The sequence below is a fragment of the Klebsiella sp. GG_Kp173 genome, from assembly GCF_040062415.1.
In the GTDB taxonomy this organism is placed as follows: Bacteria; Pseudomonadota; Gammaproteobacteria; order Enterobacterales; family Enterobacteriaceae; genus Klebsiella; species Klebsiella quasipneumoniae.
Genome location: NZ_JBEAFZ010000086.1, coordinates 161,552 through 186,908, shown reverse-complemented (window position 1 = coordinate 186,908; position 25,357 = coordinate 161,552). Strand labels below are relative to the sequence as shown.

The following is a 25,357-nucleotide window of genomic DNA, read 5'->3' as shown; positions in this document are numbered from 1 at the left end:
GCACGTACTTTCATATGAGCCTGCGAAATGTCTTATCGAATCAGTATCCTGGATAAAAGTCCGCTTGCCGCCGGGGAAACCGCCGCGCAGGCGCTGGCGCGTACATTAACGCTGGCGCAACACGCCGAAGCCTGGGGCTATCACCGCTTCTGGGTCGCCGAACACCACAATACCGATCAGCTGGCGAGCCCCTCTCCGGAGCTGGTTATCGCCTGGCTGCTGGGCCACACCCGGCGCATTCGTCTTGGGTCCGGCGGCGTCATGCTCCAGCACTACAGCCCCTATAAAGTCGCGGAAAACTTTAACCTGCTGGCCGCCCTCGCGCCGGGTCGCATCGATCTCGGGGTGGGCAAGGCGCCTGGCGGCCTGCCGCTCTCCACCCGCGCCCTGCAGCAGGGCCTGCATCAGGAGGAGAAAGGCACCTTTGCCGATCAGCTGGCGCAGCTGGATAACTGGCTGTCACTGACTGAGCCAGGGGGAGAGGAGAGCCTGCGCGCCACGCCGATCCCGCCGCGCCGGGCCGACGGATTTCTGCTCGGCGCCAGCCTGGAGAGTGCGGAACTGGCCGCCCGTCTTGACTGGAACTTCGTGTTTGCGGCCCATCTCAATGGCGACAGCGCGCTGCGCCGCACGGTGATCAACCGTTGGCGCGAGCTCAGCCCGCGTGAGGCGATCGTCGCCGTGCAGGTGGTGGTGGCTGACGATCCGGCCACCGCCGCTGCGCTGGCGCAGCAGGTCGAGGTGTGGGGCGTCGAGCTGGAGAACGGCCAGCGGGTGACCGTCGGCAGTGAGGCTCAGGCCGTCGCCTTTGCCCGCCAGGCTGGCAGCCGGCCGACACGCATCCACCGCCGCGAATCTTCACTGATCTCCGGTACTCCCGAACAGGTGAAAGCCCGGCTGGACGCGCTGCAGGCGGAAGATCGGCTGGATGAACTCATCATTGATACCCCCATTAGCGACGGGCCTGCGCGCCTGCGCTCCCTGCGCCTGCTGGCGCAGGCTCACTACGGCAAGGAGGTGCTGAATGTCCTTTGAACAACAACTGATTAGCTGGCGGCGCGAGCTGCATCAGAACCCGGAGCTCTCCCTGCAGGAGGTGGCCACCACCGCGCGGATCCGCGACTGGCTGCAGAGCGGCGGGCTGACCCTGCTGCCCTACGATCTGAAAACCGGGCTGGTCGCCGAAGTCGGCAGCGGCGACAAGGTGATTGCCCTGCGGGCGGATATCGATGCGTTGCCCATCGAGGAGGCGACCGGTCTGCCTTACCGCTCGCAGAATCAGGGGGTGATGCATGCCTGCGGCCACGATATTCATACCAGCGTGATGCTGGGGGCGGCGCTGCTGCTGAAGGATCGGGAAGCGGAACTCCCGGGGCGGGTGCGGATCCTGTTCCAGCCGGCGGAAGAAAACTTTGGTGGAGCGAAAACCCTGATCCGCGCCGGGGCGCTGGAGGACGTCTCGGCGATCTTTGGCATGCATAATGAACCCGGCCTGCCGGTGGGCGAATTCGCCACCCGCGGCGGCGCGTTCTACGCCAACGTCGACCGCTTCGTCTTCAAAGTGACCGGGAAGGGGGCGCACGCCGCACGCCCCCACGAGGGAAAGGATGCGATCCTGCTGGCCAGCCAGCTGGTGACGGTGCTGCAGAGCGTAGCCAGCCGGGAAGTGAACACCCTCGACTCGGTGGTGCTCAGCGTGACGCGGATCCAGGGAGGCAATACCTGGAACGTGCTGCCGGAGAGCGTCGAACTGGAGGGGACGCTGCGCACCCACAGCAGTGAAGTGCAACAGCGTGTCAAAGCCCGGGTCAGCGAGATTGCGGCCGGTTTCGCCAGCGCTTTTGGCGCGCAGATTGACGTCTTCTGGTACGCCGGCCCGACGGCGCTGGTCAACGACGCCCGCTGGGCCGACTTCGCCAGCGAGGTGGCAGCTCAGGCCGGGTATCGCACTCACCACGCCGATCTGCATCTCGGTGGCGAAGATTTTGCGGTCTATCTTCAGCATATTCCCGGGGCGTTCGTCAGCATCGGCAGCGCCAGCGAATATGGTCTGCACCATCCGGCATTTAATCCGGATGAACGGCTGATTGCGCCCGCGGCGCATTATTTCGCCCGGCTCGCAGAAGAAGCGTTACAACACATTTAATGGATGGCAGGGGAAGGGGTAGCTATGTCTGAAAATCGACAATTGCGTCTGGGAACCATATTACATGGTGCATCGGGAAATATGTCCGCATGGCGTCATCCGGCGGCCCAGGCCGACGCCAGTATTAATTTTGATTTTGTTACAGAGACGGCGTTAAAAGCGGAAGCGGGTAAGCTGGATTTTATTTTTGTCGCCGACGGTTTATATATTAATGAAAAATCGATTCCCCATTTTTTAAATCGCTTCGAGCCCTTAACGGTGCTTTCCGCGCTGGCCGCGGTTACCCGGCGGCTGGGGCTGGTGGGGACTTTATCCACTTCGTACAGCGAGCCGTTTACCACCGCCCGACAGTTCGCCAGCCTTGACCATTTAAGCCAGGGACGGGCAGGCTGGAACGTGGTCACTTCGCCGCTGGAAGGGTCGGCGAAAAACTTCTCCCGGGCCCAGCATCCGGATCATGCGCTGCGCTATCGCATTGCCGATGAATATCTGCAGGTGGTGAAAGGCTTATGGGATTCATGGGAAGAGGACGCCTTTGTGCGCAATAAGGAGACTGGCCAGTTCTTTGATAAAAATAAACTGCATACGCTCGATCACCATGGCGATTTCTTTAAAGTGGCCGGGCCGCTAAATATTGCCCGCACGCCACAGGGACGGCCGATTATTTTCCAGGCTGGCGCGTCGGACGACGGCAAGAAATTAGCCGCACGCCACGCCGATGCCATTTTTACCCATCAGGAATCGCTGGCCGAGGCGCAGGCATTTTATCAGGATGTCAAAAGCCAACTCAGCGCATATCAGCGCACCCCGGACCAACTGCATATCTTCCAGGGCGTCAGCGTCATCGTCGGGGATGACGCCGAGGATGCGGAACGTCAGTACCAGACTACCGCGGCGCTGGTTTCCATCGAGGATGCGCTGAACTATCTTGGGCGCTATTTCGAACACCATGATTTTTCGCAGTACCCGCTTGATGAACCGTTCCCGGATATTGGCGACCTGGGACAAAACAGCTTCCGCAGCACCACCGACGAGATTAAACGTCACGCCCGCGAGCGGGGATTAACCCTGCGTCAGGTGGCCCTGGAGGCCGCGAGCCCACGTCCGCGCTTTACCGGCACCGCCAGCGATGTCGCCGATGGCCTGCAATTGTGGTTCGAACAGCGCGCGGCGGACGGTTTCATCATTCAGGGCGGCACGCCGGAAACCTTCCCGCGCTTTGTTGACGAGGTGGTGCCTCTGTTACAGGCGCGCGGTCTGTTCCGTCGCGACTATCCGGGCACCACCCTGCGGGAAAGTCTGGGCCTGGCGCTACCCGCTAATCAATTCCAAAAATAAGAAAAGAGAATCACGCTATGCAGAAAACAACACTCTTGCTGGCCGTCGCGTTGGCATTTAGCGCCTCGTCGTGGGCACAGGACGTCAAGATCAATGGCACCGGGGTAAGCCTGGAGGCCAACAAAACGCCGATTCACACAGCGAAAAACCCGCAGGCCATTGCCCTGTTGCCGAAAGATCTGCATCTGGCGGTGCCGGGTAAATTCACCGTCGCGGTGGCGGCCCTGAACTCACCGCCGCTGACGGTCTTCGCCGATGACAACAAAACCCTGCTCGGCAGCGAGGCGGATATCGCCCGGCTGGTGGCGGAGAGTCTCGGGCTGGAGGTGAACGTAGTTCCCACCTCCTGGGAAGACTGGCCGCTGGGAGTCACCTCCGGCAAATATGATGCCGCGATCAGCAATATTACCGTCACCAAAGAGCGAAAAGAGAAGTTCGATTTCGCCACCTACCGCAAAGACTCGCTGGGCTTCTACGTCAAAAGCACCAGTCCGCTGAGCAAGATTGACAAGGCGGAAGACATCGCCGGGCTGAAGATTATCGTTGGCTCCGGTACCAACCAGGAGGCGATCCTGCTGGCGTGGAACGCGGAGAACGTCAAAAAAGGGCTAAAACCGTTTACCCCGGTCTACACCAAGGATGATGCCGCCCAGACGCTGGCGCTGCAGACCGGGCGAGCCGATGCCTTTTTCGGCCCCAACGTGATTGGCGCGTGGAAGGCGGCGCTGACCGGCAAAACCAAACTGGTGGGCAGCGTTGACGGCGGCTGGCCGAAAGCGGCGCATATCGCGGTAACGCTGAAAAAAGACAGCGGGCTGGTGAATGCCGTCCAGGCGGCGCTGAACGGCGCTATCGCCAGCGGGGACTACGCCAAAGTGCTTAACCGCTGGGGAGAAGGGGTAGAAAGCATACCGCAATCGGAAATCAACCCGCCCGGGCTGGGCGACTGACAGGAGGCGCGATGAGCGAAGCATTCCGCGATATTTCTCCGGACGCCCCGGAGCTGCAGCCGATTATTAGCGGGCTGTTTGCTGAATACGCCGCCCGCTATGGCGACTATTTTTCCCGCGATGCGGAAGTGGAGTTGAACGAGTGGTATTTGCCGCCGCAGGGGCTGTTTATCGTCCTTGAGCGTGAGGGCGAAATTATCGCCACCGGCGCTTATAAACCGAAAGATCGCCACACCGCGGAGATCAAACGTATCTGGACGCACCGCCGTCTGCGCCAGCAGGGGCTGGCGGCGAAAGTGGTTCAGGAGCTGGAGCGGCGGGCGGTGCTGGCCGGGTACAGCCATATCTACCTGACCACCGGCTTCCGCCAGCCGGAGGCGGTAAAGCTCTATCTCAGCCAGGGGTATGAGGCGCAGTTTGACCTCGCGCGAGACCCGGAAGAGTACAGTCAGCCGCCTTACGATGGCCGGCTGCGGTTCACTAAAGCGCTGGCGGTGAGCGCCTTTAGCCACAGCGCCTGAGGAGGCATTATGCATACATCTGAAACGATCAAAGTGGTGCCGGCGCGCTATCCGCTGCGGGTGGTGGGAGCCCTGGTGGCCCTGCTGGTGCTGGCGGTAGTGATCCAGTCGGTGGCCTTCAACCCGCGCTGGGAGTGGGGCGTCTTCGCCCGCTGGTTCTTTGACCCGGTGATCCTCGAAGGGCTGGGACAAACCCTGCTTCTGACCCTGCTCGGCACGGTGCTGAGCGTGATCTTCGGCGGCCTGCTGGCGCTGGCCCGCTTGTCCTCATCCTGGCTGCTCAGCAGCCTCGCCTGGAGCTATATCTGGCTGTTTCGCTCGCTGCCGCTGATTGTAGTGCTGATCATTCTCTACAACTTCTCCTATCTTTACGACACCCTGTCGCTGGGGATCCCGTTTACCGGCGTCACCTGGGCCAGCTACCAGACGATAAACGTGCTGGGGCAATTCTCCACGGCGGTGGTGGGCCTGACCCTGGTGCAGAGCGCCTATACCGCGGAGATTATTCGCGGCGGCTTCCTCGGCGTTGACCATGGGCAGTATGAGGCCGCTGCCGCGCTGGGGCTGCCCGCCTGGCGACGCACGCTGCGCATTATTTTGCCGCAGGCGCTGCGCACCATTCTGCCATCCGGCTTCAATGAGATCATCAGTCTGGCGAAAGGAACGGCGATGGTGTATGTCCTGGCGATGCCGGAGCTGTTCTACACCATCCAGATGATCTACAACCGTACCCAGGAGGTGATCCCGCTGTTGATGGTCGGCGCCGCCTGGTATCTGGCGATCACCAGCGTTCTCTCCGCCATTCAGTACCTGGTGGAACGTGGCCTGGCGCGCAGCGAGCGCCGCTCGGCGGTGAACAGCGCCCGCAGCAGCCGTCTGAATCAACCCGCACGTCAACCACAGCCCCAGGAGGCCGTCCATGCCCAGCTCTCGTAATGGCCATATTTCTATCACCGGCGTCAGCAAATACTATGGCCGCCACAAAGCGCTGGACGATGTGTCCTTGGAGATACCTCCGGGCACGGTGACGGTGATCCTCGGCCCTTCCGGTTCGGGCAAGTCCACGCTGCTGCGCACCATTAATCACCTCGAGCGCGTTGATGAGGGGTTTATTCAGATTGATGGCGACTATATCGGCTATCGCCGCAAAGGCGACAAGCTGTATGAGATGAAAGAGAAGGAGATCCTCCGCCAGCGGATCAACGTCGGCTACGTGTTTCAGAACTTTAACCTGTTTCCGCACCTGACGGTGCTGGAGAACCTGATTGAGGCGCCGATCGCCCACAAGCAGGTCACGCGCAAAGAGGCCATTGCCCGCGCCTGGGAACTGCTGGACGTTGTCGGACTGCGCAATAAAGCCGACGCCTGGTCGCGGCATCTCTCCGGCGGCCAGCAGCAGCGTATCGCGATTGCCCGGGCGCTGGCACTGGACCCGCGGGTGATCCTGTTTGATGAGCCCACCTCGGCGCTGGATCCCGAGCTGGTGGGCGAGGTACTGGATGTCATCAAGAAGCTGGCGCGCTCCGGTACCACCCTGGTGGTGGTGACCCACGAGGTAGGCTTTGCCCGCGAGGTGGCCGACCAGGTGGTGTTTATGGTCGACGGCAGGATCGTCGAGCAGGGCAGCAGCGACGAGGTGCTCAACCATCCGCAGCATCCGCGTACCCGACAGTTTTTATCCAGGGTACTGCCGTCATGAACAGAGCGCTAATGACCCTTGTTCTCAGCGCTTTTGCCATGAGCGCTCACGCGGCGCTGGATCTGCGTGCCAATGAGCAGCCATTGCCGGTCACCCGCGACCCGCAGGCGATAGCTAAAATTCCGCCGGGCTATCGCTTCGTCGAGCCGGGGACGCTGACGGTGGCGATCTCGGCGCTCAATTCGCCGCCGCTGGCGCTGCTGGCCAGCGACAACCGCACGCGGATCGGCAGCGACCCGGATATGGCCCGCCTGCTGGCCGGAAGCCTTGGCCTGAAACTCAGGCTGGTGCCCACCGCGTGGGAGGACTGGCCGCTGGGCATCGCCTCCGGCCGCTACGATGTGGCGCTGATCAATATCGCGGTAACCGAGAAGCGCAAAGAGAAGTTCGATTTCGCCACCTACCGGGTGGACTCCCTGGCCTTCTCAGTGAAATCCACCAGCGACATCGCCGCAGTAAACGGACCCGCAGACCTCGCCGGGCGCAAAGTGATCGTCGGGTCTGGCACCAACCAGGAGCGGATCCTGCTGGGCTGGAATGAGGACAACCGGGCCGCCGGGCGGCCGCCGGCCCAGCCGGTCTACCTGACCGATGATGCCTCCGGCAACCTCTATATCCAGTCCGGGCGGGCGGATATCTTTTTCGGTCCGCAGTCGGTGGCCGCCTATAAAGCGGCCCTTAATGGCCAGACCCGGGTGGTAGGCCTGGGGCCGAAAAAAGCGTGGGTGGCGACGACCACTAAAAAAGGTAACGGTTTGGTCTTTGCCCTGCAGGCAGCCCTCGATGGGGCGATCGCCCGCGGTGAATATCAGCAGGTGCTGGCGCGCTGGGGAGAGCAGGGCGAAGCGGTGGCGCAGTCGGTGGTCAACCCGCCGGGGATCACCTACTAACCACCCGGGCCATGGTATGCCGGTTGGGTGAGCGGTAATTTTCTGCCTACACTTAGGCTTTATCCTGGAGGCAGACCATGATTACCGTTTATGGCGTGCCGGGATGGGGCTCGACGATTAGCGAGCTGATGCTCTCCCTGGCCGATATTCCCTACGAGGTGGTTGACGTGGAGGGCTTTGACCAGCCCGGTCCGGCGCGCGAGCGTCTGCGGCAGATTAATCCGCTGTGCCAGGTGCCCACCCTGAGGCTGGCCGATGGGAGCATCATGACCGAAACCGCCGCCATCGCGCTGATGATCCTCGATCAGCGTCCCGATCTGGCCCCCGCGCCGGGGACGCCGCAGCGTCAACAGTTCCAGCGTCTGCTGGTCTGGCTGGTGGCCAACGTCTATCCCACCTTTACCTATGCCGATTACCCGGAACGCTGGGCGCCCGCCGCCGCGGAGCAACTGGTGGAGAATTGTCGCCAGTACCGGAAAAATCTCTATCTCTGGTTCGAACAGCAGCTGGCCGCCGGGCCGTGGGCGCTGGGCGCGTCGGTAACGTTGCTGGATTGCTATATCGCGGCGATGTACAGCTGGGGGCCGCGACAGGCGTGGTTTGACGACCACGCGCCAAAATTCGCCGCCGTCGCCCGGGCGGTCTGTCAGCGACCGGAGCTGGCCGTGGCGCTACGCCGTAACAAGCTGATTTAACGCACGCGATGGCAACCAGAACGGCCATTCTGTGGTAGCGTTATGGCTCTGACCACAAGGAGTCTTTGCTATGCCGCATGTAGATATTAAATGTTTTCCCCGTGAACTGACTGACGAACAAAAAACCGCGCTGGCCGCCGACATCACAGAGGTGCTGATCCGCCATCTGAACAGCAAAGAGAGCGCCGTCAGCGTCGCGCTGACTCAGGTTGAGCCGGACGCGTGGCAGGCGGTGTGGGACAGTGAGATCGCCCCGCAGATGGCGCAGCTGATAAAGAAGCCGGGTTATAGCATGTAATTGTCACTGGCGGGCATGATGCCCGCCAGTGACGCTCGGTCAGAACCAAATCTCCGTCTGCACGCCGAAGTTCCATGTCCCGCCAGCGGTAAAGCCTTTGCTGCCGAAATCATCGTTGATCGCATAACGATCCAGGTCTTTATCCCAGTTCATCCACGTGACAAAGAAACGTATCTCCGGCCGCGCTTTGATATCAAACACATCGCCCACTTTAAAGGTGGGGGCGAAGGTCAGCTTGTAGAAATCACCGCGCACCGCCTGATACTGATAAACGTTGTCATTATAGCGATAGCTGCGCCCGTTCGGATTGAGATCCATATACTGCCACGAGGCCTCATACAGCAGGGCGAAGTGAGCGGAGATCCCTTGCGATACCCGCAGGTTAAACGTCGCCCAGTCGTAGCGGTCGCCGTCGCGATAGCGGTCTTCGCTGTGCTGGGCTATCACCGACGGCGCCAGCTGCCAGTTTTTCCCCAGCGGCAGGATCCCGTACGACGCAAAGCGCAGGGAGGCCGCGTTCTCGGTCAGGTCGCCATCGCTCCCCGGCTGACGCGCTTCGGCGCCCAGCCCGACGCCGTACTGCAGGGCGCTTTCCGACACCCCCGGCGCCAGGCCGTAGAACTGCTGTTTGTCGTGGAGGGCCAGCATCGCGTAGTAGCCGTTTTTGGCGGTGTTATCGCTGCGCAGGGCATAGCTCCCGGTGGTCGAGGTATTATCTTTCAGGTCATCGTTGCCCTGGGCGGTCATCACCGTGGTCATCAGCTGCCAGTTGCCGTAAAAATGGTTTGCGGTGAACAGCAGATTCTGGATGTCATTATCCGCGTAATTATCGCTGCCAAGGTCGCCGAAGTTACGCGCATACACCGAATAATCGCCGCGCAGGCCGCTTCCCCAGTCGACATCATTGATCCCGCCGCCGGTGCCACCGAGGAACATGATGTCGCTATCGGTAAAGTGGATATCGAAGTTATCCCGATCGAAGCGCTTGCCAGCCCAGATCGAGGCGCGTTTTAACGGCCCGGTGAACTCGGCGAAGTCGCCCATCTCGACGTACAGCTGACGAATGTTCAGATGGTGGCTGTCGTTATCCTGAACCCACGGATCCGGGTTGGTGGCCCCGTCGGCGAGCATGGTCTTAAAGCGCGCCCATGAGCCATCGTTGAAGGTAAGCTTTTTGCCAAAGCTCAGCTCAGCGTAATTATCTTTTTCGTTGCCGAGACGGCCGACGTGGGCATCGCCGTTGAGCGAACTGGCCGGGGAGATACCTGGCCCGCCGCGGGCGCCTTTGCCGTGGCTATTGACTAACATTCCGGAACGGGCGTAGGCGTTAAAGGTAAAGCCATCGTCCGGGGCGCGTTTCGCCAGCTGCTCGCTCAGCTGCTGATTGGTGGCCTGCTGTTTTTGTTCGCGAGCCGTGGTCTGTTGGCTGAGCGCCTGCACCTGCTGCTCCGCTGCCGCCGCGCGCTGTTCGGCGGCGGCGGTTTGCTGTTCTGCCCGCTGCGCGCGGCGGCTGGCTTCGCTGGCCTGCTGTTCGGCGAGATTGAGGCGCGCTTCAAGTTGCGCCAGCCGTTGTTCGACGCTCAACCCGGCGGCGCTGACGCTGGTGAGCGGAAAAAGGGCGCAGCAAACCGCTGCGCTAATCACAGAGATACGCATAAAAGTCCTTAATTTATCCAGAGGTTAAATCAGCGGGGCGCCTTACATGGCGGGGGATTCTCCGGTGGCCGGGGCTGGCGAGGCGCCGCGTCCGGCATCAAGGTCGGCACGGATCTGCTCATAGTGATCGTCGAGGCGGTAGAAGCGGCCCATCCACAGCATCGAGGCGAGGATCAACAGCGCCGGAATGTACAGATAGCAGGCCTTGATGGCCAACAGGGCGCTGTCGCTTTGCGCCTGGTTGGCGATATACCCGCCGGAGGAGAGCAGTGCTCCGGTGATAGCCCCGGCACCGGCCATTGCCACCTTGCCGAGAAAGCCGTTTATCGAGGTCAGGATCCCAGCGGTATTAATGCCGGTTTTCCACACGCCGTAATCCACCGGGTCGGCCTGCATCGAGAAATAGATAGCCGTGCGCTGACCGGCGCCAAGAGAGAGGATCACCGCTCCGACGATCAGCCCCAGGGCGTAGGTGCCAGAGAGCATCATCATCCCCATCCCGAGCAGATTGACCGCGCTGGCCACCAGATAGACATGACGTTTTTTCATGCGTCGGGCCAGCAACGGGATGGTGAGGGTGCCGAGCAGGGGAACGAAAGTGGAGATCCCGGCGATAACCGCCGTCAGCTCGGTATTCCCGACGTAATAATGGAAGAAGTACACCAGCGCTCCGGTCTGAAAGAAGAATGCCCCCCACATCAGAAAGATATTGCTGGCGAAGATCCACCACGGAGGATTGGCGCGCAGGCTAATCCAGGCGCGTTTTAGGGTCATGCGCTCCCCGGTGAGGGTGATCTTTTCTTCGACGTTGCGAAAGCTCACCAGCAGGAAAAAGGCCGCCAGTACGCCAAAAATCACTGCGGTATAGAGGAACCCCTGCTGCTGGTCGCCTTTGCCCAGCATGCCGACCAGCGGCAGGGTGGCCACGGCGACGATGGTGGCCCCGAGGGATCCCAGCAGAATACGTACCGCCGACAGCGTGGTGCGCTCTGCGGAATCACTGGTTAAAAACGGCAGCATGGCGCAGAACGGAATGTTCACCAGGGTGTAGAGGAACGACAGGCAAAGATAGGTGATAAAGGCGTACAGCAGTTTGCCGGTGGTGCCGAAATCCGGCACATAAAAGGCCAGAATACACAGCAGACCAAAAGGCAGGGCGCCGATCAGCAGCCAGGGACGGCAGCGCCCCCAGCGGGTGGCGGTATTGTCGATCACCAGCCCCATCAGCACGTCGGCCACGCCGTCCACCAGCCGGGTGACCAGGAACATCAGCCCGACATAATAGGCTGGGAGGCCCATCACGTCGGTGTAAAAAAACATCAGATACAGAGAGATCATCTGCCACACAAGGTTGCAGGAGAGATCGGCAATGCCATAGCCAAGGCGCTGCCGCCACAGGGTAAACGTTGTTTCTGCCATAAATCACTCGCTTATCGTTGTTGTTAAAGTCCGTACTGGCGAATAAACCAGGCCGGGGTACAGCTCCACGCATGGCAGTAACTGTTAATGAGCTTACTGCCATACGGGGAAAAGTCAGGATGCTGTGGGTCGAAAATTTCCCAGAAGGTGTCGGCGCCGGAGTCAACCATCGCCCCCCAGTAGGCCTTGATCTCCGCTACCGCCTCCTCGCGCAGGCCGCATTGCAGCAGGGCGACAATGTGATGATGGCGCAAGTACGGGGTATTCATGGCAATGGCGGGCGGATGTTGCTGCAGGCGGCGCATCAGCGCTTGCCGCTGCCCGGCGGTGCCAACCTCCGCCAGTACCAGCCAGATCTGCGATGCCCATGAGACCTGGCGCGCGGCGCCGCTGATAAACACCTGCCGCTCGCTGTCCCACAGGTAGCGGAGGGCGGCCTCTTTCAGCTGCGCGAGCGTAGCGGTGTAGTCGGCTACCCGCTGCGGTTCAACACGCTGCGCCAGCCAGAGGGCACGCTGCAGGCAGTAGATAAGCACCCCCTGCGCCGACGACTGTTTATTCAGCTCTGCCTGCCAGTCGATAAATACCCACCAGTCATCGCTGTCGCGCACCAGACCCTGGGGATCGCAGCGGGTCAGCGCCAGCTCGATTTGCCGTCGCGCCGTGGGCCACAGTTCACGGGCGGTTTCCATGTCGCCAGTGCTTTGCAGGTAGTGATAGAGTACGTCGACAAAAAATAGTGAATAATCAAAGAGAAATGTGTCATCGGCGCGCACGTCAGGCTGAACAAAGACATTGGCGGAGACCATGCCATCTTCCCGGGTATGGCCGGCAAACAGGTACAGGCAGCGGCGGACCAGATCGTGGTGGCCGAAGGTCACGTCATTGACCAGCGCCTGCAGGCGCAGGTCGCCGAGCCACAGCCGACGGTCGCGTTTCGGCCCATCCTCAAACACTTCCTGCATGCAGTTTTGCAGGGTGCGAACCGCGACGTCATCAATGGCTTTCAGCTCCGAATCGGCGATGACCGCCGGCTGCGGGCTGCCGGCTGAGGTAACGGTTTCCAGGGCTATCTCATCGAACTGCAGACGAAATTTGCGCGACAGCGCTTTGATTTCCACCTTCAGGTAGCGCAGGCAGTAGCGACGCGGCAGGTCAACCCGGGCGGGCAGGACGTCGAGCCACAGATCCTGTTGCTGCAACCAGCTACTGCTCAGCCACCCCTGGTACTCGCTGAACGGCTCGCAAACTTCGCTCAGCGTTTCGCCGAAGGTGAAGTGCAGATGGGCCGGGGCATCCGGCGGGCTGCCGACGCTGCGGCAGCTGAACTGCAGGTAGCCAACAAAATGGCTGCCAAAGTCAATGATGATGCTGTCGCCGACGCGAAGCGGCTGCTGATAAAACTGCTCAGGCGTGCAGACGGTGTGTCCCCGCCAGCCGTTCAGCGCCGCCGGATCGGCGACGGCCTCGACGATGGCCTGCGGCGCCTGGCGCTGACGATGTAGCGCGGGCGTTAGGGCGGCCGCACGCTCTAATAAATGCGGATGGCGGGTCATCGCCACACTGGAATTGTATTGAATTGCCTGTGACATACTGCGTCCTCTCCATTAGGTTAGGCGCAGCATAGGCCGTCGTCCGGCGGCACCACCACTCTGGCAATGCCAAACCGTCAGTGAAAATGGCAGGAATAATGAGGTGGGGGCGCTAGCGATCACAAATCCGCACATCGGGCGCGTGGCGAAGGCCGGAATAGATTATCGTGCCCCTGCGCACCAGGCTGTTCAGGATTTGCTGTAATGATGACACTGACCGTTGAGTATTATTTCACCCACCCCCAGGATAAGCTCGGCATGTACGCCAGCGACCCGGAAGATAATAGCCAGGAACATGGCCACGAGTTTGCCGAGCTGGTGATCGTCGAGGAGGGGCATGGATTACACGTTATTAATGGCCGCCCGCTGTATATCCAGCAGGGCGATGTATTTTATGTCCAGCCTGGCGATGTCCACTATTATGATGAGCTGGGGACGCTGAAGTTGATTAATGTCTTAATTAATCCGGCGGTGGCCTTTCGCTATTTACAGCAGATGGAGGGATTGCTGCAGCAATTATCGGCGCAGCGCGCCGCCTGCTATGGCTGGCTGGCACCGGAGACCCGCAGCTATTGTCGGGAACTGGTGGAAAAGATATTTTCCCCGGCGCTGAGGGCGGCGGATAATACCCCGCAACGGGAGTCTCTCTTTTTCCAGCTGGTGACCACCATTCTCACAGCCGAGTCGGAAGCCGAATATAGCAGCACCCGCTATAAACTGCATAAATTACTCACCTGGCTGCAGGAGCACTGTTTCGAAGAACATAACTGGCAGCAGCTGGCGGAGCAATTTCATCTCACCACCCGCACGGCGTTTCGCCATATTAAAGAGGCCACCGGATTAACGCCGGATAATTATCTGAAACGTCTGCGACTGGTTTCCGCGCGGGTCAAATTACGCGAAACGGAGATGACCATTACCGAAGTGGCTTATCTGTGCGGCTTCGCCAACAGCAACCACTTTACCACCCTGTATAAAAAAGTGTTTGGCCTGACCCCAAGCGCCGATCGCCGCCGCCCACCGGGTTAAAAGGGGGGCCGCAGGCCGGGCAGGGGAAAAATCTGCCACCCGCGGCAGGTCACGCTTATTCGTCGAGGGAGTTTGCCCGCACATGACGACCGCTGGCGACAAAATTGCCGGTGCCAAGATGATGCAGGGTATTGAGCTTATCGTCGTCGAACTGCCAGCGTCCGGTGACGAATGCGCGTTCATCGGCGGCGGCAGACACCACCTCCCCGAACAGGGTGTCGTACTGGGTCTGGGCCGCCGTCGCCGGCAGCAGGCGGCACTCCATCCATGCCAGACACTTCTCCTCGATCAGCGGCAGGCCCAGCTCCGGACCGGTCACCACCGGAATTCCGTAAGCATTGAATTTGTCTTCATCGCGGCCGCTGACGCTGCCGACGGCGTAGGTCCAGCTGGCGGCGGCCACACCGGGAACCACGATGCCGAAGGTGCCGTTGCGCTCGATGATTTCCCGCGTCCAGGTGCTTTTATCCACCACGATAGCCACCCGCGGTGGGGCGAATTCCACCGGCATCGACCAGGCGGCGGCCATGACGTTGCGCCGGTCGGACGCAGCGTCGTAGCTGGTGATCAAAATGGTCGGACCGTGGTTGAGCAGGCGGCTGGCATACTGCAGTTCCACGTGGCGAAAGCGGCTCATAGGCGTTCCTTGAGTAATGGGTCGGTTGGCGGGTAATACGTTAAGCCGCAATGAAAATGTAATCAATACGTCATCTCGTCTGACTATAGTCGCCAGCACAAAGTCCCAAAGAGGATCACAATATGTTGGCTCCCCTGATGTTATCCCAGGTGAGCGCGCCCCGTCGGATGTCGACCGCCGGGCAGGGGTTGCTTTCCCGCAAGGGAGGGCGACAATGCGCGCGCTGACCCCTATCACTCTGCAGGCGGTCTCATTCGCCTTCGCAGAGACCCCCATTCTCGATCGCTTCTCGCTGCATATCGAACCCGGCAGCATTGTGGCGCTGCTGGGCCCGTCCGGCTGCGGCAAAAGCACCTTGCTGCGCCTGCTGGCGGGGCTGAGCGTGCCGGCCAGCGGTGAAATCCGCTTTGGCGATCGGCTGGTGGCCCGCGCAGGCTGGGGATTGCCCCCGGAACAACGCGATATCGGCATGGTTTTCCAGGATTACGCCCTCTGGCCGCATATGAGCGTGGCGCAGAACGTCGCCTTTCCGCTGCGCATGCGCGGCGTTGTCCGCGCCGAACGCGAGCGCCGGGTGAGCGAGGCGCTGGCGCGGGTGGGCCTCGACGGCTTTGCCGAACGTAAACCTTCAGGCCTTTCCGGCGGCCAGCAGCAGCGGGTGGCGCTGGCGCGAGCGATCGTCGCCGCGCCGCGGGTGCTGCTGTTTGATGAGCCGCTCTCCAACCTGGACAGCGAACTGCGCGAATCGCTGTGTGGCGAAATGAGCCGCCTGCTGCGCCAGCTCGGCATCACCGCCGTGTATGTTACCCATGACCGCCGTGAAGCCGAGCTGTTAGCCGACCGGATAGTCCATTTATCCGCGGGCCGCGTGGCTGCTGTCCGCGCCGTTACGCCAACCTCAGGGGACGTTGTATGAACACCGTTATGACCGTTAAGAAAGGAGTGGTACTCGCGATGGCTCTCTCCGCCATGATGCTCTCAAGCGCCCATGCGCTGACCGTTTACACCGCCGGCCCTGGCTCGCTGGCGAAAAGCCTGGCCAGCGGTTTTGAACAACAGACCGGGGTGAAGGTGACCGTTTTCCAGGCCACCACCGGCAAAGTGATGGCCCGTCTGGAGGCCGAGCAGGCCAACCCACAGGCGGATGTGCTGATCTCCGCTTCATGGGATACCGCGGAGGATCTGCACCAGCGGGGTTGGTTGCTGCCTTTTCACAGCGCCAACGCCGACAAGGTACCGGCTAATCTGAAATCGGCGGACTATATCGCCCAGGGGGTCTCGGCGCTTGGCATCGTCTGGAACAGCAAAAGCGGCACTCCGGAGCCGAAAGAGTGGCGGGATCTCACCCAGCCGGCGTTTAAAGATAAGGTGACGACGCCTGACCCGGCGCTCTCCGGCGCGTCGCTGGATCTGCTGATTGGCCTGCAAAACAGCATGGGCGACCAGGCCTGGCAGCTGTTTGACGATCTGAAAAAGAACGGCATGGTGGTCAGCGGCCCCAACGCCCAGGCGGTGACGCCGGTGATGCAGGGGGCGAAAGCGGCGGTGTTCGGTGCGGTGGATTATGTCTCCTACGGCAATATTCAGCAGGGCGAGTCGCTGAAGGTGATCTTCCCGGCCAGCGGGACGGTGATTGCCCCACGCCCGATGATGATCCTCAAAACCAGCCAGCATGCCGACGACGCCAAAGCCTTTATCGATTACGTGCTGTCGCCGGAAGGTCAGGCGCGGGTCGCCGACGCCTGGCTGATGCCCGCTCGCCGCGATGTGGCCGCTAAACGCCCGCTGCTGAACGCGCTGAAGGTCTTGCCCACCAGCGGCGAGGGGAGTAGCGAGCGTAGCGCCGTCCTGACCCGCTTCAGTCAGCTGTATGCCCAATAATTGACACGATTCTCCGGCGCTGGCCGCCGGAGAACGCTTCGTTTCAGGAACCGCTGTGAAACAAAAATTCCTTTCCGGCGTGACCCTTGCTGCCCTGACGCTGCTGGTCGCGTTACCGCTGTTGTTTATTCTGCTGCAGGCAATTTTTCCCCATTTCAGCGCCGGTTCGCTCCATGATGCCTTTGGCGGCGTCTCGCCGCTGCTGGCGGACCCTCAGCTGATGTCGATGCTCGGCGGTACGCTGTGGATCGCCGGCGGCGTGGCGCTGGCCAGCGTCCTCATTGGCCTGCCGCTCGGCATTCTGCGCGGTATGTTTTCGTTGCCGCTGCCCCGGCTATGGGACCTGCTGTTTTTGATCCCCTTTCTGACGCCGCCCTATATCTCGGCGCTCTCGTGGATGTTGGCGCTGCAACGTCAGGGCTATCTGCAGCAGCTGACCGGCTGGCAGCTTAACGATCTGCTATTCAGCCGCAGCGGGATCGTGTTGGTGATGACCTTTAATATTTTTCCCGTGGTCTACTTTGCCGTTTCCCGCAGCCAGCTGGCGAGCGGGCAACGGCTGGCGATGGTCGCCCGGGTCCATGGCGCCAGCGCCTGGCGCGCCTTCTGGCACGTGACGCTGCCGATGCTCTCCCCGGCGCTGGCGGCGGGGATGCTGTTGGCGTTTACTCTCGCCATCGAGGAGTTTGGCGTACCGGCGGCGCTGGGCAGCCGGGCGGGAGTGGTGATGCTGACGGTGGGCATTGAGAAAAAGCTGGCCGACTGGCCGGTGGATCTCACCGGCGCTGCGCTGCTGTCGCTGCTGCTGATGGCGGTAGCGCTGTTCGCCTGGTGGCTGCAAACGCGGCTGGTGGGGGAGAAGGAGGTCACCAGCGTCACCGGCAAACCGGGAGAAAACCGTGGGACGTCGCTGGGCTGGATGACGCTGCCCGCGCTGCTGGCGATGGCGGCCGTCGGCGGCCTGGCGGTCGGGGTCCCCTCCGCCTCGATGATGCTCACCAGCCTGATGGGCACCCTCTCGGGCGGAGTCAGCCAGGAGAATGTCACGCTGCGTCACTTCGCGGCGCTATTCGACCAGCAGGGCGATGCCCTGTCGGCCCTCGGCGTCAGCCTGTCTCTGGCGCTAGGTTCGGCGCTGATCGTCGGCGTGCTGGGGCTGCTGGCCGCCTGGCTGGTGATGGTGCAGAAGATCAAAGGGCGCGGGGTGGTGGATGCGCTGTCGCTGATGCCGGCGGCGCTGCCGGGCGTGGTGGTGGGGGTGGGATTGATCCTGCTGTGGAACCAGCCCTTCTGGCCGCGCTCGCCCTACAACACGCTGTGGATGCTGCTGCTCTCCTATTGTTGCCTGCTGCTGCCCTGGCCGGTGCGCTATGTCGGCAGCGCGCTGCGCCAACTCGGCCCCAATCTTGAGCCCGCCGCCCGGGTCCACGGCGCATCGCCGCTGCAGGCGCTGCGGCTAATTGTTCTGCCGCTGGTCTTTCCGGCGCTGCTGGCGGCGATGCTGATGGTGTTTGCGGTGGCGTCCCGGGAGCTGGTGACCTCGCTGCTGCTGGCGCCCGCCGGCACGCAGACCGTGGCGGTGTTTATCTGGCGCCAGTTCGAACAGGGATCCGTTGGTCAGGGCATGGCGATGGCCAGCCTGACGCTGTTGACCGGTCTGCTCCTGATGCTGACGGCGCTGGCGCTGATGCAGCGCAGCACGCGCGGTTAACGACAAGCGCACAAAAAAGAGGGTCGGCGCGGGAATATAGGCTATAAATGTCGGACACCAACAGCTGGAGACCCTGATGAGTCCCTTTTTACGCGCCTATTTTTCCCGTCTGGGCTGGACGGGAGAGCCTGATGTTTCTATTGATACCTTGCGCCAACTGCATCTGCAGCATAACAGCGCTATCCCTTTCGAAAACCTCGACGTCCTGCTGCCGCGCGAGATCCATCTTGACGACCTGGCGCTGGAAGCGAAGCTGATCGCCGGCCGACGCGGGGGGTATTGTTTTGAACAAAATGGCCTGCTGGAGCGCGCGCTGCGCGAAATAGGCTTTAATGTCCGCAGCCTGCTGGGGCGGGTGGTGCTGGCCAATCCGCCGCAGATGCCGCCGCGTACGCACCGTTTATTGCTGGTGGAGGTGGCGGGCGAGCGCTGGATCGCCGACGTTGGCTTCGGCGGCCAGACGCTGACCGCGCCGATTAAGCTGCTGGCCGATATCCCGCAGCAGACGCCGCACGGCAGCTATCGTCTGGTGCATGAAGGGGATGAGTGGACGCTGCAGTTCAACCATCACGAGCATTGGCAGTCGATGTATCATTTCGATCTAGGTCGCCAGTATGCGTCTGATTATGTGATGGGTAACTTCTGGTCGGCGCACTGGCCGCAGTCACACTTTCGTCACCACCTGCTGATGTGTCGTCATCTGCCGGACGGCGGCAAAATGACCCTTACCAATTTCCACTTTACCCACTGGGAAAATAACCACGTGGTGGAGAAGGTCGATTTTGCCGATGTCTCCGCGCTGTACGAAGGGCTGCAAACCCGCTTCGGCCTGGGCGTGGACGATCCTAAACATGGCTTCAGCGAAGCGGCGCTGGCGGCGGTGATGGCGGCTTTCGATACGCATCCGGAAGCCGGGAAGTAAATTTCCTCATGCCCGGCGGCGCTGCGCTGACCGGGCCTGGGGAAAGATATCGAAGGGAGATAGAAGCGTTTATGTAGGCCGGGTAAGGCGTGGCCGCGATCCGGTAAACTAACGGCACAACGCGTTAAATAGCTTCCGCCAGCAGCCAATGCCTGCGATGGATCTACGCCGCGCCGTATAGGATCGTTATCGTCGCAATTCAAAGTCAGCTAAAACAATTCCAGGGTTATCATCTTATTGACGTAACGGCTAAATGCCGTCTCGTCCAGGGTCTGGGTACCGAGGGCATAAATCCCGTCGAGGCCGCACACCAGGGCGATAAAACGCCAGGCGATATCCGCCGGCGGCTCGGTCGAATGAAACTCACCGCAGGCGAGGCCCTGCTCAACGATCGCCACGGTCTCGGCATGCCACATGGTCATGGTTAGCAGGTAGGCCGCTTTGATGTCCGGGTCGCTGTCGGCCAGTACCTGGCCTTCCCGCCACAGGCGGATATAGGGTTCCAGCCGGCCATCCTCGCTGCCGATCATCGAGAATAACCGCTCGCGCCAGCTGGCGTCCTCGGCCACCAGCGGCATGTCGAGCATCTCGCGGATAAGACGGATGAACACCTGGGACTTCAGCTCGCCGATGGAGGCGAAGTGGTGGTGCAGTTGCCCGGCGGCCACTTGCGCTTCGCGGGCGATCTGTCGGACGGTCATGGCGCTGAAGCCGCCGCGCAGCGCCAGGCGCATGGCGGCCTGCATAATCCCTTCCCGTCGCTCATCCCGCTGTAAATAGTGCATAGAACCCCGCTGATATCTGGCTTTGGCCGAGTGTAACAAAAAGTTGGACATGCGTTCAACAATCCGGCAGGATCGCCATCCTGGACGTGTGTCCAAGTTCTAACATTGAGGTACAAGCTATGTCACGGCAATGGATGACGCTGATGGCGATTTTGCTGGTTTATATTCCGGTGGCGATTGACGCCACGGTGTTGCATGTGGCCGCACCGACCCTCAGCGTCGCGCTGGGCAGCAGCGGCAATGAGCTGCTGTGGATCATTGATATCTATTCATTGGTGATGGCCGGGATGGTGCTGCCGATGGGCGCCCTTGGCGATAAAATCGGCTTTAAACGTCTGCTGCTGCTCGGCAGCGCTATTTTTGGCGTCGCCTCGCTGTGCGCCGCACTGTCGCCGACGGCTCTGACGCTGATTGCCTCCCGTGCCCTGCTGGCGGTGGGGGCGGCGATGATCGTGCCGGCGACGCTGGCCGGCATCCGCAGCACCTTTGCCGAGGCCAGCCAGCGCAATATGGCGCTGGGGCTGTGGGCGGCGGTGGGCTCCGGCGGCGCGGCCTTTGGCCCGCTGGTGGGCGGCATGCTGCTGGAGCATTTCTACTGGGGATCGGTGTTCCTGATCAACGTTCCGATTGTGCTGGTGGTTATCGCCATTAACGCGAAAGTGGTGCCGCGCCAGCCCGCGCGCCGCGACCAGCCGCTGAACCTGCTGCAGGCGCTCATTTTGATTGCGGCGATCCTGATGCTGGTGTTTAGCGCCAAATCGGCCCTGAAGGGCCAGCTGGCGCTGTGGCTCACCGCGCTGGTGGCGATCGGCGGGGCGGCGATGCTCACCTGGTTTATCCGCAAACAGCTGTCGGCGGCCCGGCCGATGGTGGATATGCGACTGTTCACTCATCGCGTTATTTTAAGCGGGGTGATGATGGCGATGACCGCCCTGATTACCCTGGTGGGTTTTGAGCTGTTGATGGCTCAGGAGCTGCAGTTTGTGCATCAGAAAACGCCGTTCGAGGCGGGGATGTTTATGCTGCCGGTGATGGTGGCCAGCGGCTTTAGCGGGCCGATTGCCGGGATGCTGGTGTCGCGGCTTGGGCTGCGCGAGGTGGCGACCGGCGGGATGCTGCTCAGCGCCTTCAGCTTTCTCGGCCTGGCGTTGACCGATTTCAGCACTCAGCAATGGTTGGCCTGGGGGCTGATGACGCTGCTCGGCTTTAGCGTCGCCAGCGCGCTGCTGGCCTCCAGCTCCGCCATTATGGCGGCGGCGCCGAAGGAGAAAGCGGCGGCGGCCGGGGCGATCGAAACCATGGCCTATGAGCTGGGCGCTGGCCTCGGCATTGCCCTGTTCGGCCTGATCCTGACCCGCAGCTACAGCGCCACCATTGTGCTACCGCCCGGGCTGAATGAGACCATGGCGCAGCGGGCGTCGTCATCGATCGGCGAAGCGGTTAGCCTGACCCAGGCGCTACCCGCCGGGGTGGCGGAGGCGCTGATGGCGGCGGCGAAGGCGGCCTTTACCCAGGCGCACAGTCTGGTGCTGGCGACAGCGGGGGTCATGCTTCTGCTGCTGGCCGCCGGGATCTGGCGCAGCCTCGCCACGGTGACGAAGCCGCAGACGGCTCTATAGCTGTAGCGACAGGTCCATCGCCGCGCGGCGTAGCGGGGCGAGGGCCTTCTCTTTTAACGCCGCGGCGCTGACCGTCGCGGCCGGCACCCCGACATTCAGCGCGGCCACCACCTGGCCATGACGCGACAGCACCGGCACCGCCAGCGAGCACAGGCCCACCTCTATCTGCCGGTCGGCGAGGGCATAGCCCTGCATGCGCACCCGATCAATCTCCGCGCGTAGCCCGGCCATATCGCACAGGGTGTGTGGGGTGTAGCGAATGAGCACGGCACGTGACAGTGTCACCTCCAGCTGCTCTTCCGGCAGCGCGCTGAGCAATACCCGACCCATCGACGTCGCCCACGCCGGCAGGCGACTGCCGCGTCCGATATCGACGCTCAATAAATTATTCACCGCCGCGCGGGCAATATAGAGCACATTATCCCCGTCGAGTGTCGCCGCCGAACAGGATTCGCCGAGGGCTTTGCCGAGGCTGTCCAGCGCCGTCTGCGCCACTTTCGCCAGCGGGGTGCCGGCGAGATAGGCATGGCCCACCGCCAGCACCCGGGGGAGCAGCTCATAATGGCGGCCATCCGGGCTATGGACCATGCCCAGCGCGGCGAGGGTATACAGGCAGCGGCGTACCGCCGCGCGGGAAATTTGCGTTTTCTGGCTTAACTGGGAAATGGTCAGCCGCTGACGCTGTGGGGTGAAGGCGTTAAGCACCTCCAGACCGCGGGCCAGAGACAGCATAAAGTTGGGATCGTGCTCGGCCTGCCTGGCGCTCAGCGTATTGGGGATATTGTCGCTCATCGCATCCTTCTCCGTTGCAGCGTAAAGCTCACGGCAGATCACTATACCTTGCGCAAAATGGGGCGCGCTGAATTGTGCCGGTTTTACCACCACGATCACATTAATAACCGTCTTTTAACAAACGCGTCGATAATCGCACAACATTTCGATTATCGCCGTTGACCATCCGCCAGGCCGAACCCTATTGTCAATGGCATAGCCCTCCCCGTTATGGATGTGGGTACAAAAAGTTATACATCTCATCAGGAAGCGAAAATGACTGCCACCGTAGAACGTATTGAGAGCTGGATTGTGGATGTCCCAACCATCCGGCCACATAAATTGTCGATGACCACCATGGGATGTCAGACGCTGGTGATCGTGCGCCTTACCCGCTCCGACGGCATCTGCGGCATTGGCGAGGCCACCACCATCGGCGGCTTGAGCTATGGCGTCGAGAGCCCGGAGACTATCTCGTCGGCGATAACGCATTACCTGACGCCGCTGCTGCTGGGGCAACCGGCTGATAACCTGAATGCGCTGACCGCCCGCATGAACAGCGCCATTAAAGGCAACACTTTTGCCAGGTCCGCCATTGAAACCGCGCTGCTGGATGCCCAGGGCAAAGCGCTGGGGCTGCCGGTGTCGGCGCTGCTCGGCGGCGCGCTGCAAACGGCGTTGCCGGTGCTGTGGACGTTAGCCAGCGGCGATACCGCGAAAGATATTGCCGAAGGGGAAAAACTGTTAGCCGAGCGGCGCCATCAGGCTTTCAAGCTGAAAATTGGCGCACGCGAATTAGCGACCGACCTGCGCCATACTCGCGCCATTGTGGAGGCGCTAGGGGATCGCGCCAGCATCCGCGTCGACGTCAATCAGGCCTGGGACGCCGCAACCGGCGCGAAAGGCTGCCGCGAGCTGGCGGCGATGGGCGTCGACCTCATCGAACAGCCGGTCAGCGCCCACGACAACGTGGCGCTGGTGCGGTTAAGCCAGCATATTGAAACCGCGATCCTCGCCGACGAAGCGGTGGCCACCGCTTACGATGGCTATCAACTGGCGCAGCAGGGCTTTACCGGCGCTTACGCGCTGAAAATCGCCAAGGCCGGCGGACCGAACAGCGTACTGGCGCTGGCCCGCGTCGCCCAGGCGGCGGGTATTGGCCTGTATGGCGGCACCATGCTGGAGGGGACCGTCGGGACTGTCGCCTCGCTACACGCCTGGTCGACGCTGCCGCTGCAGTGGGGCACCGAAATGTTCGGCCCGCTGTTGCTGAAAGACGATATCGTCAGCGTACCGCTCTCCTTTGCCGACGGCGAGGTGGTGCTGCCGCAAATCCCGGGTCTTGGCGTCGAGCTGGATGAAGACAAACTGCGTTTTTACACCCGCCAGGCGTAGCGGGAAACAGGAGAAACAGATGCTATTTAAAGTGGATATGACCGTGAATATACCGCTCGGCTTTCCCGTCGCCGAAGCGGAGGAAATAAAACAACGCGAAAAAGCCTATTCGCAACAATTACAGCGGGAAGGCAAATGGCGACATATCTGGCGCGTCGCCGGTCTTTACGCCAATGTCAGTATTTTCGATGTCAAAGATACCGAAGAGTTACATCAAATATTAATGGGATTGCCGCTGTATCCTTTTATGGATATTCGCGTCGAGGCGCTGTGCCGCCATCCCTCGTCTGTTCGTGACGATGATAGCTAATAATAATAACACCTGACCTCATGCCGGGGTGACCCGGTAAATACCCTACAACGATAAGAGAGAATAATAATGAGTAATGCTTTCGTACAACAAGAAACCGTGCAGAAATTATTACGTGAAGGGGCGGGTTTACATGTCCCTGGCGGAAACGAACGTTTTAAAGCCATTATTCACCGTCTGCTGGAGAATATCTGTACGCTGATCGACGACTATAACATCACCGAAGAAGAGTTCTGGCATGCGGTGAACTATCTGCATGCGCTGGGTGGTCGTCAGGAGGCGGCGCTGCTTGCGGCAGGGCTGGGTCTGGAGCATTTCCTCGACCTGCGTCAGGACGCCATTGACGCAGCGGCGCGCAGGGAAACCGGCACCCCGCGCACCATCGAAGGGCCGCTGTATGTGGCCAATGCGCCGCTGGCCGAAGGTCACGCCCGGATGGATGATGGCGCCGACCCGGGGGAAGTGATGTGGCTGCATGGCCAGGTCAAAGATACCGAGGGCCGGCCGGTGGCCAACGCCATCGTCGATATCTGGCACGCCAATACCCTCGGCAATTACTCCTTCTTCGACCCGAGCCAGAGCGAATACAACCTGCGCCGTCGGATCCGTACCGGCGCCGATGGCCGCTATAGCGTGCGCAGCATCCTGCCTTCCGGCTACGGCTGTCCGCCGGATGGACCAACGCAGAAATTGCTGGATCAGTTAGCCCGCCACGGCAACCGTCCGGCGCATATTCACTTCTTCGTCTCCGCGCCGGGGCATAAACATCTCACCAGCCAGATCAACCTCAGCGGCGATAAATACCTGTGGGATGATTTTGCCTTCGCCACCCGCGACGGTCTGATTGCCGACCCGATTAAAGTGACGGACCGCGAGACTATCGCGCAGCGCGACCTTGAGGGAGAGCACACTGAGGTTTGTTTTGATTTCACCCTGTGTAAAGCGCTCAGCGCCGACGAAGAGCAGCGCGGCGCCCGCCTGCGCGCCAAAGCGTAATCTGCTGTAACGACCCCGGGCACGCGGTTGCCCGGGCCAGACATTGCACCTGAAAGCTAACAATTCACCCGGTTTATTTCATCCTGAATACTGCAGG

The 25,357-nt window shown here is 61.3% G+C and carries 23 protein-coding genes and 1 pseudogene; 18 read left to right on the top strand and 6 right to left on the bottom strand.

Translation table 11 applies throughout. From position 1 onward, the window contains the following. The first annotated feature begins 27 nt into the window (after positions 1-27). The 9 genes and pseudogenes from ABLU50_RS21680 to pptA all read left to right on the top strand — a co-directional run bounded on the left by ABLU50_RS21680 (position 28) and on the right by pptA (position 8,537). The gene (locus ABLU50_RS21680; protein ID WP_069135728.1) at positions 28-1,035 is read left to right on the top strand and encodes an MsnO8 family LLM class oxidoreductase; all 1,008 of its coding nucleotides are present in this window, start codon (positions 28-30) and stop codon (positions 1,033-1,035) included. Then, positions 1,025-2,146 carry a M20 peptidase aminoacylase family protein gene (locus ABLU50_RS21675; protein ID WP_087833032.1) on the top strand — a complete coding sequence of 374 codons (1,122 nt, stop codon included), beginning with the start codon at positions 1,025-1,027 and terminating at the stop codon, positions 2,144-2,146. Before ABLU50_RS21680 ends, ABLU50_RS21675 begins: the two co-directional genes overlap by 11 nt. 24 nt (positions 2,147-2,170) lie before the next feature. After that, a pseudogene (locus ABLU50_RS21670) lies at positions 2,171-4,434 on the top strand (NtaA/DmoA family FMN-dependent monooxygenase). Between the two features lie 11 nt (positions 4,435-4,445). Continuing rightward, a complete protein-coding gene (locus ABLU50_RS21665; RefSeq protein WP_087833033.1) occupies positions 4,446-4,955 on the top strand; it encodes a GNAT family N-acetyltransferase in 510 nt (169 codons plus the stop codon). Between the two features lie 9 nt (positions 4,956-4,964). Then, the gene (locus ABLU50_RS21660) at positions 4,965-5,891 is read left to right on the top strand and encodes an amino acid ABC transporter permease (RefSeq protein WP_004202730.1); all 927 of its coding nucleotides are present in this window, start codon (positions 4,965-4,967) and stop codon (positions 5,889-5,891) included. Further along, positions 5,875-6,654: an amino acid ABC transporter ATP-binding protein gene (locus ABLU50_RS21655; RefSeq protein WP_053810329.1), complete on the top strand. Its 780-nt coding sequence runs from the start codon at positions 5,875-5,877 to the stop codon at positions 6,652-6,654. The genes ABLU50_RS21660 and ABLU50_RS21655 overlap by 17 nt, the downstream gene beginning before the upstream one ends. Before the next feature lie 38 nt (positions 6,655-6,692). After that, positions 6,693-7,544 (top strand): transporter substrate-binding domain-containing protein, encoded by an 852-nt coding sequence (locus ABLU50_RS21650; RefSeq protein ID WP_176391549.1) that lies wholly within the window; start codon positions 6,693-6,695, stop codon positions 7,542-7,544. A gap of 77 nt (positions 7,545-7,621) precedes the next feature. Next, positions 7,622-8,239 (top strand): glutathione S-transferase family protein, encoded by a 618-nt coding sequence (locus ABLU50_RS21645; RefSeq protein ID WP_087833035.1) that lies wholly within the window; start codon positions 7,622-7,624, stop codon positions 8,237-8,239. 70 nt (positions 8,240-8,309) lie between these two features. Beyond that, positions 8,310-8,537 (top strand): tautomerase PptA, encoded by a 228-nt coding sequence (gene pptA / locus ABLU50_RS21640; protein ID WP_002906690.1) that lies wholly within the window; start codon positions 8,310-8,312, stop codon positions 8,535-8,537. A 39-nt stretch (positions 8,538-8,576) separates the two neighbouring features. Here pptA and ABLU50_RS21635 read toward each other — a convergent pair whose 3' ends face one another. From ABLU50_RS21635 to ABLU50_RS21625, 3 genes are read right to left on the bottom strand one after another with little or no spacing between them, the layout of a single operon-like run. Further along, positions 8,577-10,193 carry a carbohydrate porin gene (locus tag ABLU50_RS21635; protein WP_046619998.1) on the bottom strand — a complete coding sequence of 539 codons (1,617 nt, stop codon included), beginning with the start codon at positions 10,191-10,193 and terminating at the stop codon, positions 8,577-8,579. 42 nt (positions 10,194-10,235) lie between these two features. After that, positions 10,236-11,612, bottom strand: coding sequence for an MFS transporter (locus tag ABLU50_RS21630; RefSeq protein WP_087833036.1), 1,377 nt, complete (start codon positions 11,610-11,612; stop codon positions 10,236-10,238). Between the two features lie 23 nt (positions 11,613-11,635). Beyond that, on the bottom strand, positions 11,636-13,204 hold the full coding sequence (locus ABLU50_RS21625) for a family 78 glycoside hydrolase catalytic domain (protein ID WP_087833037.1): 1,569 nt from the start codon (positions 13,202-13,204) through the stop codon (positions 11,636-11,638). A 204-nt stretch (positions 13,205-13,408) separates the two neighbouring features. Here ABLU50_RS21625 and ABLU50_RS21620 point away from each other — a divergent pair, with 204 nt between their 5' ends. Continuing rightward, positions 13,409-14,233 carry a helix-turn-helix domain-containing protein gene (locus ABLU50_RS21620; protein ID WP_004202721.1) on the top strand — a complete coding sequence of 275 codons (825 nt, stop codon included), beginning with the start codon at positions 13,409-13,411 and terminating at the stop codon, positions 14,231-14,233. Between the two features lie 55 nt (positions 14,234-14,288). Here ABLU50_RS21620 and ABLU50_RS21615 read toward each other — a convergent pair whose 3' ends face one another. Then, the gene (locus ABLU50_RS21615) at positions 14,289-14,870 is read right to left on the bottom strand and encodes a flavin reductase family protein (RefSeq protein ID WP_032456131.1); all 582 of its coding nucleotides are present in this window, start codon (positions 14,868-14,870) and stop codon (positions 14,289-14,291) included. Between the two features lie 214 nt (positions 14,871-15,084). Here ABLU50_RS21615 and ABLU50_RS21610 point away from each other — a divergent pair, with 214 nt between their 5' ends. From ABLU50_RS21610 to nhoA, 4 genes are all read left to right on the top strand, one after another. Continuing rightward, the gene (locus ABLU50_RS21610) at positions 15,085-15,786 is read left to right on the top strand and encodes an ABC transporter ATP-binding protein (RefSeq protein ID WP_087833038.1); all 702 of its coding nucleotides are present in this window, start codon (positions 15,085-15,087) and stop codon (positions 15,784-15,786) included. Beyond that, complete coding sequence (locus ABLU50_RS21605; protein ID WP_087833039.1) at positions 15,783-16,751, top strand: ABC transporter substrate-binding protein; 969 nt, start codon at positions 15,783-15,785, stop codon at positions 16,749-16,751. Before ABLU50_RS21610 ends, ABLU50_RS21605 begins: the two co-directional genes overlap by 4 nt. A gap of 55 nt (positions 16,752-16,806) precedes the next feature. Further along, a complete protein-coding gene (locus ABLU50_RS21600) occupies positions 16,807-18,462 on the top strand; it encodes an iron ABC transporter permease (protein ID WP_087833040.1) in 1,656 nt (551 codons plus the stop codon). Between the two features lie 76 nt (positions 18,463-18,538). Further along, positions 18,539-19,384 carry an N-hydroxyarylamine O-acetyltransferase gene (gene nhoA, locus ABLU50_RS21595; protein WP_004202712.1) on the top strand — a complete coding sequence of 282 codons (846 nt, stop codon included), beginning with the start codon at positions 18,539-18,541 and terminating at the stop codon, positions 19,382-19,384. Positions 19,385-19,593: 209 nt separating this feature from the next. Here nhoA and ABLU50_RS21590 read toward each other — a convergent pair whose 3' ends face one another. After that, entirely contained in the window at positions 19,594-20,169 is a 576-nt protein-coding gene (locus ABLU50_RS21590; protein WP_004202704.1) for a TetR family transcriptional regulator, read from the bottom strand. Positions 20,170-20,288: 119 nt separating this feature from the next. Between ABLU50_RS21590 and kmrA the strand changes: the two genes are divergently transcribed. Beyond that, a complete protein-coding gene (gene kmrA, locus ABLU50_RS21585) occupies positions 20,289-21,788 on the top strand; it encodes an efflux MFS transporter KmrA (RefSeq protein ID WP_060655900.1) in 1,500 nt (499 codons plus the stop codon). Here kmrA and ABLU50_RS21580 read toward each other — a convergent pair. Beyond that, a complete protein-coding gene (locus ABLU50_RS21580) occupies positions 21,783-22,673 on the bottom strand; it encodes an IclR family transcriptional regulator C-terminal domain-containing protein (RefSeq protein WP_072140467.1) in 891 nt (296 codons plus the stop codon). The genes kmrA and ABLU50_RS21580 overlap by 6 nt on opposite strands. 117 nt (positions 22,674-22,790) lie before the next feature. Between ABLU50_RS21580 and ABLU50_RS21575 the strand changes: the two genes are divergently transcribed. From ABLU50_RS21575 to catA, 3 genes are all read left to right on the top strand, one after another. Beyond that, positions 22,791-23,954, top strand: a complete 1,164-nt coding sequence (locus ABLU50_RS21575) for a muconate cycloisomerase family protein (RefSeq protein WP_176391547.1) — start codon at positions 22,791-22,793, stop codon at positions 23,952-23,954. 19 nt (positions 23,955-23,973) lie between these two features. Continuing rightward, on the top strand, positions 23,974-24,264 hold the full coding sequence (gene catC / locus ABLU50_RS21570; protein WP_004202698.1) for a muconolactone Delta-isomerase: 291 nt from the start codon (positions 23,974-23,976) through the stop codon (positions 24,262-24,264). Between the two features lie 69 nt (positions 24,265-24,333). Next, positions 24,334-25,260, top strand: a complete 927-nt coding sequence (gene catA / locus ABLU50_RS21565) for a catechol 1,2-dioxygenase (protein ID WP_087833042.1) — start codon at positions 24,334-24,336, stop codon at positions 25,258-25,260. Positions 25,261-25,357: the final 97 nt, after the last annotated feature.

Excerpts from the sequence above, each read along its gene's own strand:
- ABLU50_RS21645 (WP_087833035.1), top strand. The coding sequence starts at position 7,622 with ATGATTACCGTTTATGGCGTGCCGGGATGGGGCTCGACGATTAGCGAG.
- ABLU50_RS21625 (WP_087833037.1), bottom strand. The coding sequence starts at position 13,204 with ATGTCACAGGCAATTCAATACAATTCCAGTGTGGCGATGACCCGCCAT.
- kmrA (WP_060655900.1), top strand. The coding sequence starts at position 20,289 with ATGTCACGGCAATGGATGACGCTGATGGCGATTTTGCTGGTTTATATT.
- catC (WP_004202698.1), top strand. The coding sequence starts at position 23,974 with ATGCTATTTAAAGTGGATATGACCGTGAATATACCGCTCGGCTTTCCC.
- pptA (WP_002906690.1), top strand. The coding sequence starts at position 8,310 with ATGCCGCATGTAGATATTAAATGTTTTCCCCGTGAACTGACTGACGAA.
- ABLU50_RS21635 (WP_046619998.1), bottom strand. The coding sequence starts at position 10,193 with ATGCGTATCTCTGTGATTAGCGCAGCGGTTTGCTGCGCCCTTTTTCCG.
- ABLU50_RS21665 (WP_087833033.1), top strand. The coding sequence starts at position 4,446 with ATGAGCGAAGCATTCCGCGATATTTCTCCGGACGCCCCGGAGCTGCAG.
- ABLU50_RS21605 (WP_087833039.1), top strand. The coding sequence starts at position 15,783 with ATGAACACCGTTATGACCGTTAAGAAAGGAGTGGTACTCGCGATGGCT.
- nhoA (WP_004202712.1), top strand. The coding sequence starts at position 18,539 with ATGAGTCCCTTTTTACGCGCCTATTTTTCCCGTCTGGGCTGGACGGGA.
- ABLU50_RS21590 (WP_004202704.1), bottom strand. The coding sequence starts at position 20,169 with ATGCACTATTTACAGCGGGATGAGCGACGGGAAGGGATTATGCAGGCC.
- ABLU50_RS21650 (WP_176391549.1), top strand. The coding sequence starts at position 6,693 with ATGAGCGCTCACGCGGCGCTGGATCTGCGTGCCAATGAGCAGCCATTG.
- ABLU50_RS21660 (WP_004202730.1), top strand. The coding sequence starts at position 4,965 with ATGCATACATCTGAAACGATCAAAGTGGTGCCGGCGCGCTATCCGCTG.
- ABLU50_RS21610 (WP_087833038.1), top strand. The coding sequence starts at position 15,085 with ATGCGCGCGCTGACCCCTATCACTCTGCAGGCGGTCTCATTCGCCTTC.
- ABLU50_RS21575 (WP_176391547.1), top strand. The coding sequence starts at position 22,791 with ATGGATGTGGGTACAAAAAGTTATACATCTCATCAGGAAGCGAAAATG.
- catA (WP_087833042.1), top strand. The coding sequence starts at position 24,334 with ATGAGTAATGCTTTCGTACAACAAGAAACCGTGCAGAAATTATTACGT.
- ABLU50_RS21630 (WP_087833036.1), bottom strand. The coding sequence starts at position 11,612 with ATGGCAGAAACAACGTTTACCCTGTGGCGGCAGCGCCTTGGCTATGGC.
- ABLU50_RS21675 (WP_087833032.1), top strand. The coding sequence starts at position 1,025 with ATGTCCTTTGAACAACAACTGATTAGCTGGCGGCGCGAGCTGCATCAG.
- ABLU50_RS21615 (WP_032456131.1), bottom strand. The coding sequence starts at position 14,870 with ATGAGCCGCTTTCGCCACGTGGAACTGCAGTATGCCAGCCGCCTGCTC.
- ABLU50_RS21655 (WP_053810329.1), top strand. The coding sequence starts at position 5,875 with ATGCCCAGCTCTCGTAATGGCCATATTTCTATCACCGGCGTCAGCAAA.
- ABLU50_RS21680 (WP_069135728.1), top strand. The coding sequence starts at position 28 with ATGTCTTATCGAATCAGTATCCTGGATAAAAGTCCGCTTGCCGCCGGG.
- ABLU50_RS21620 (WP_004202721.1), top strand. The coding sequence starts at position 13,409 with ATGATGACACTGACCGTTGAGTATTATTTCACCCACCCCCAGGATAAG.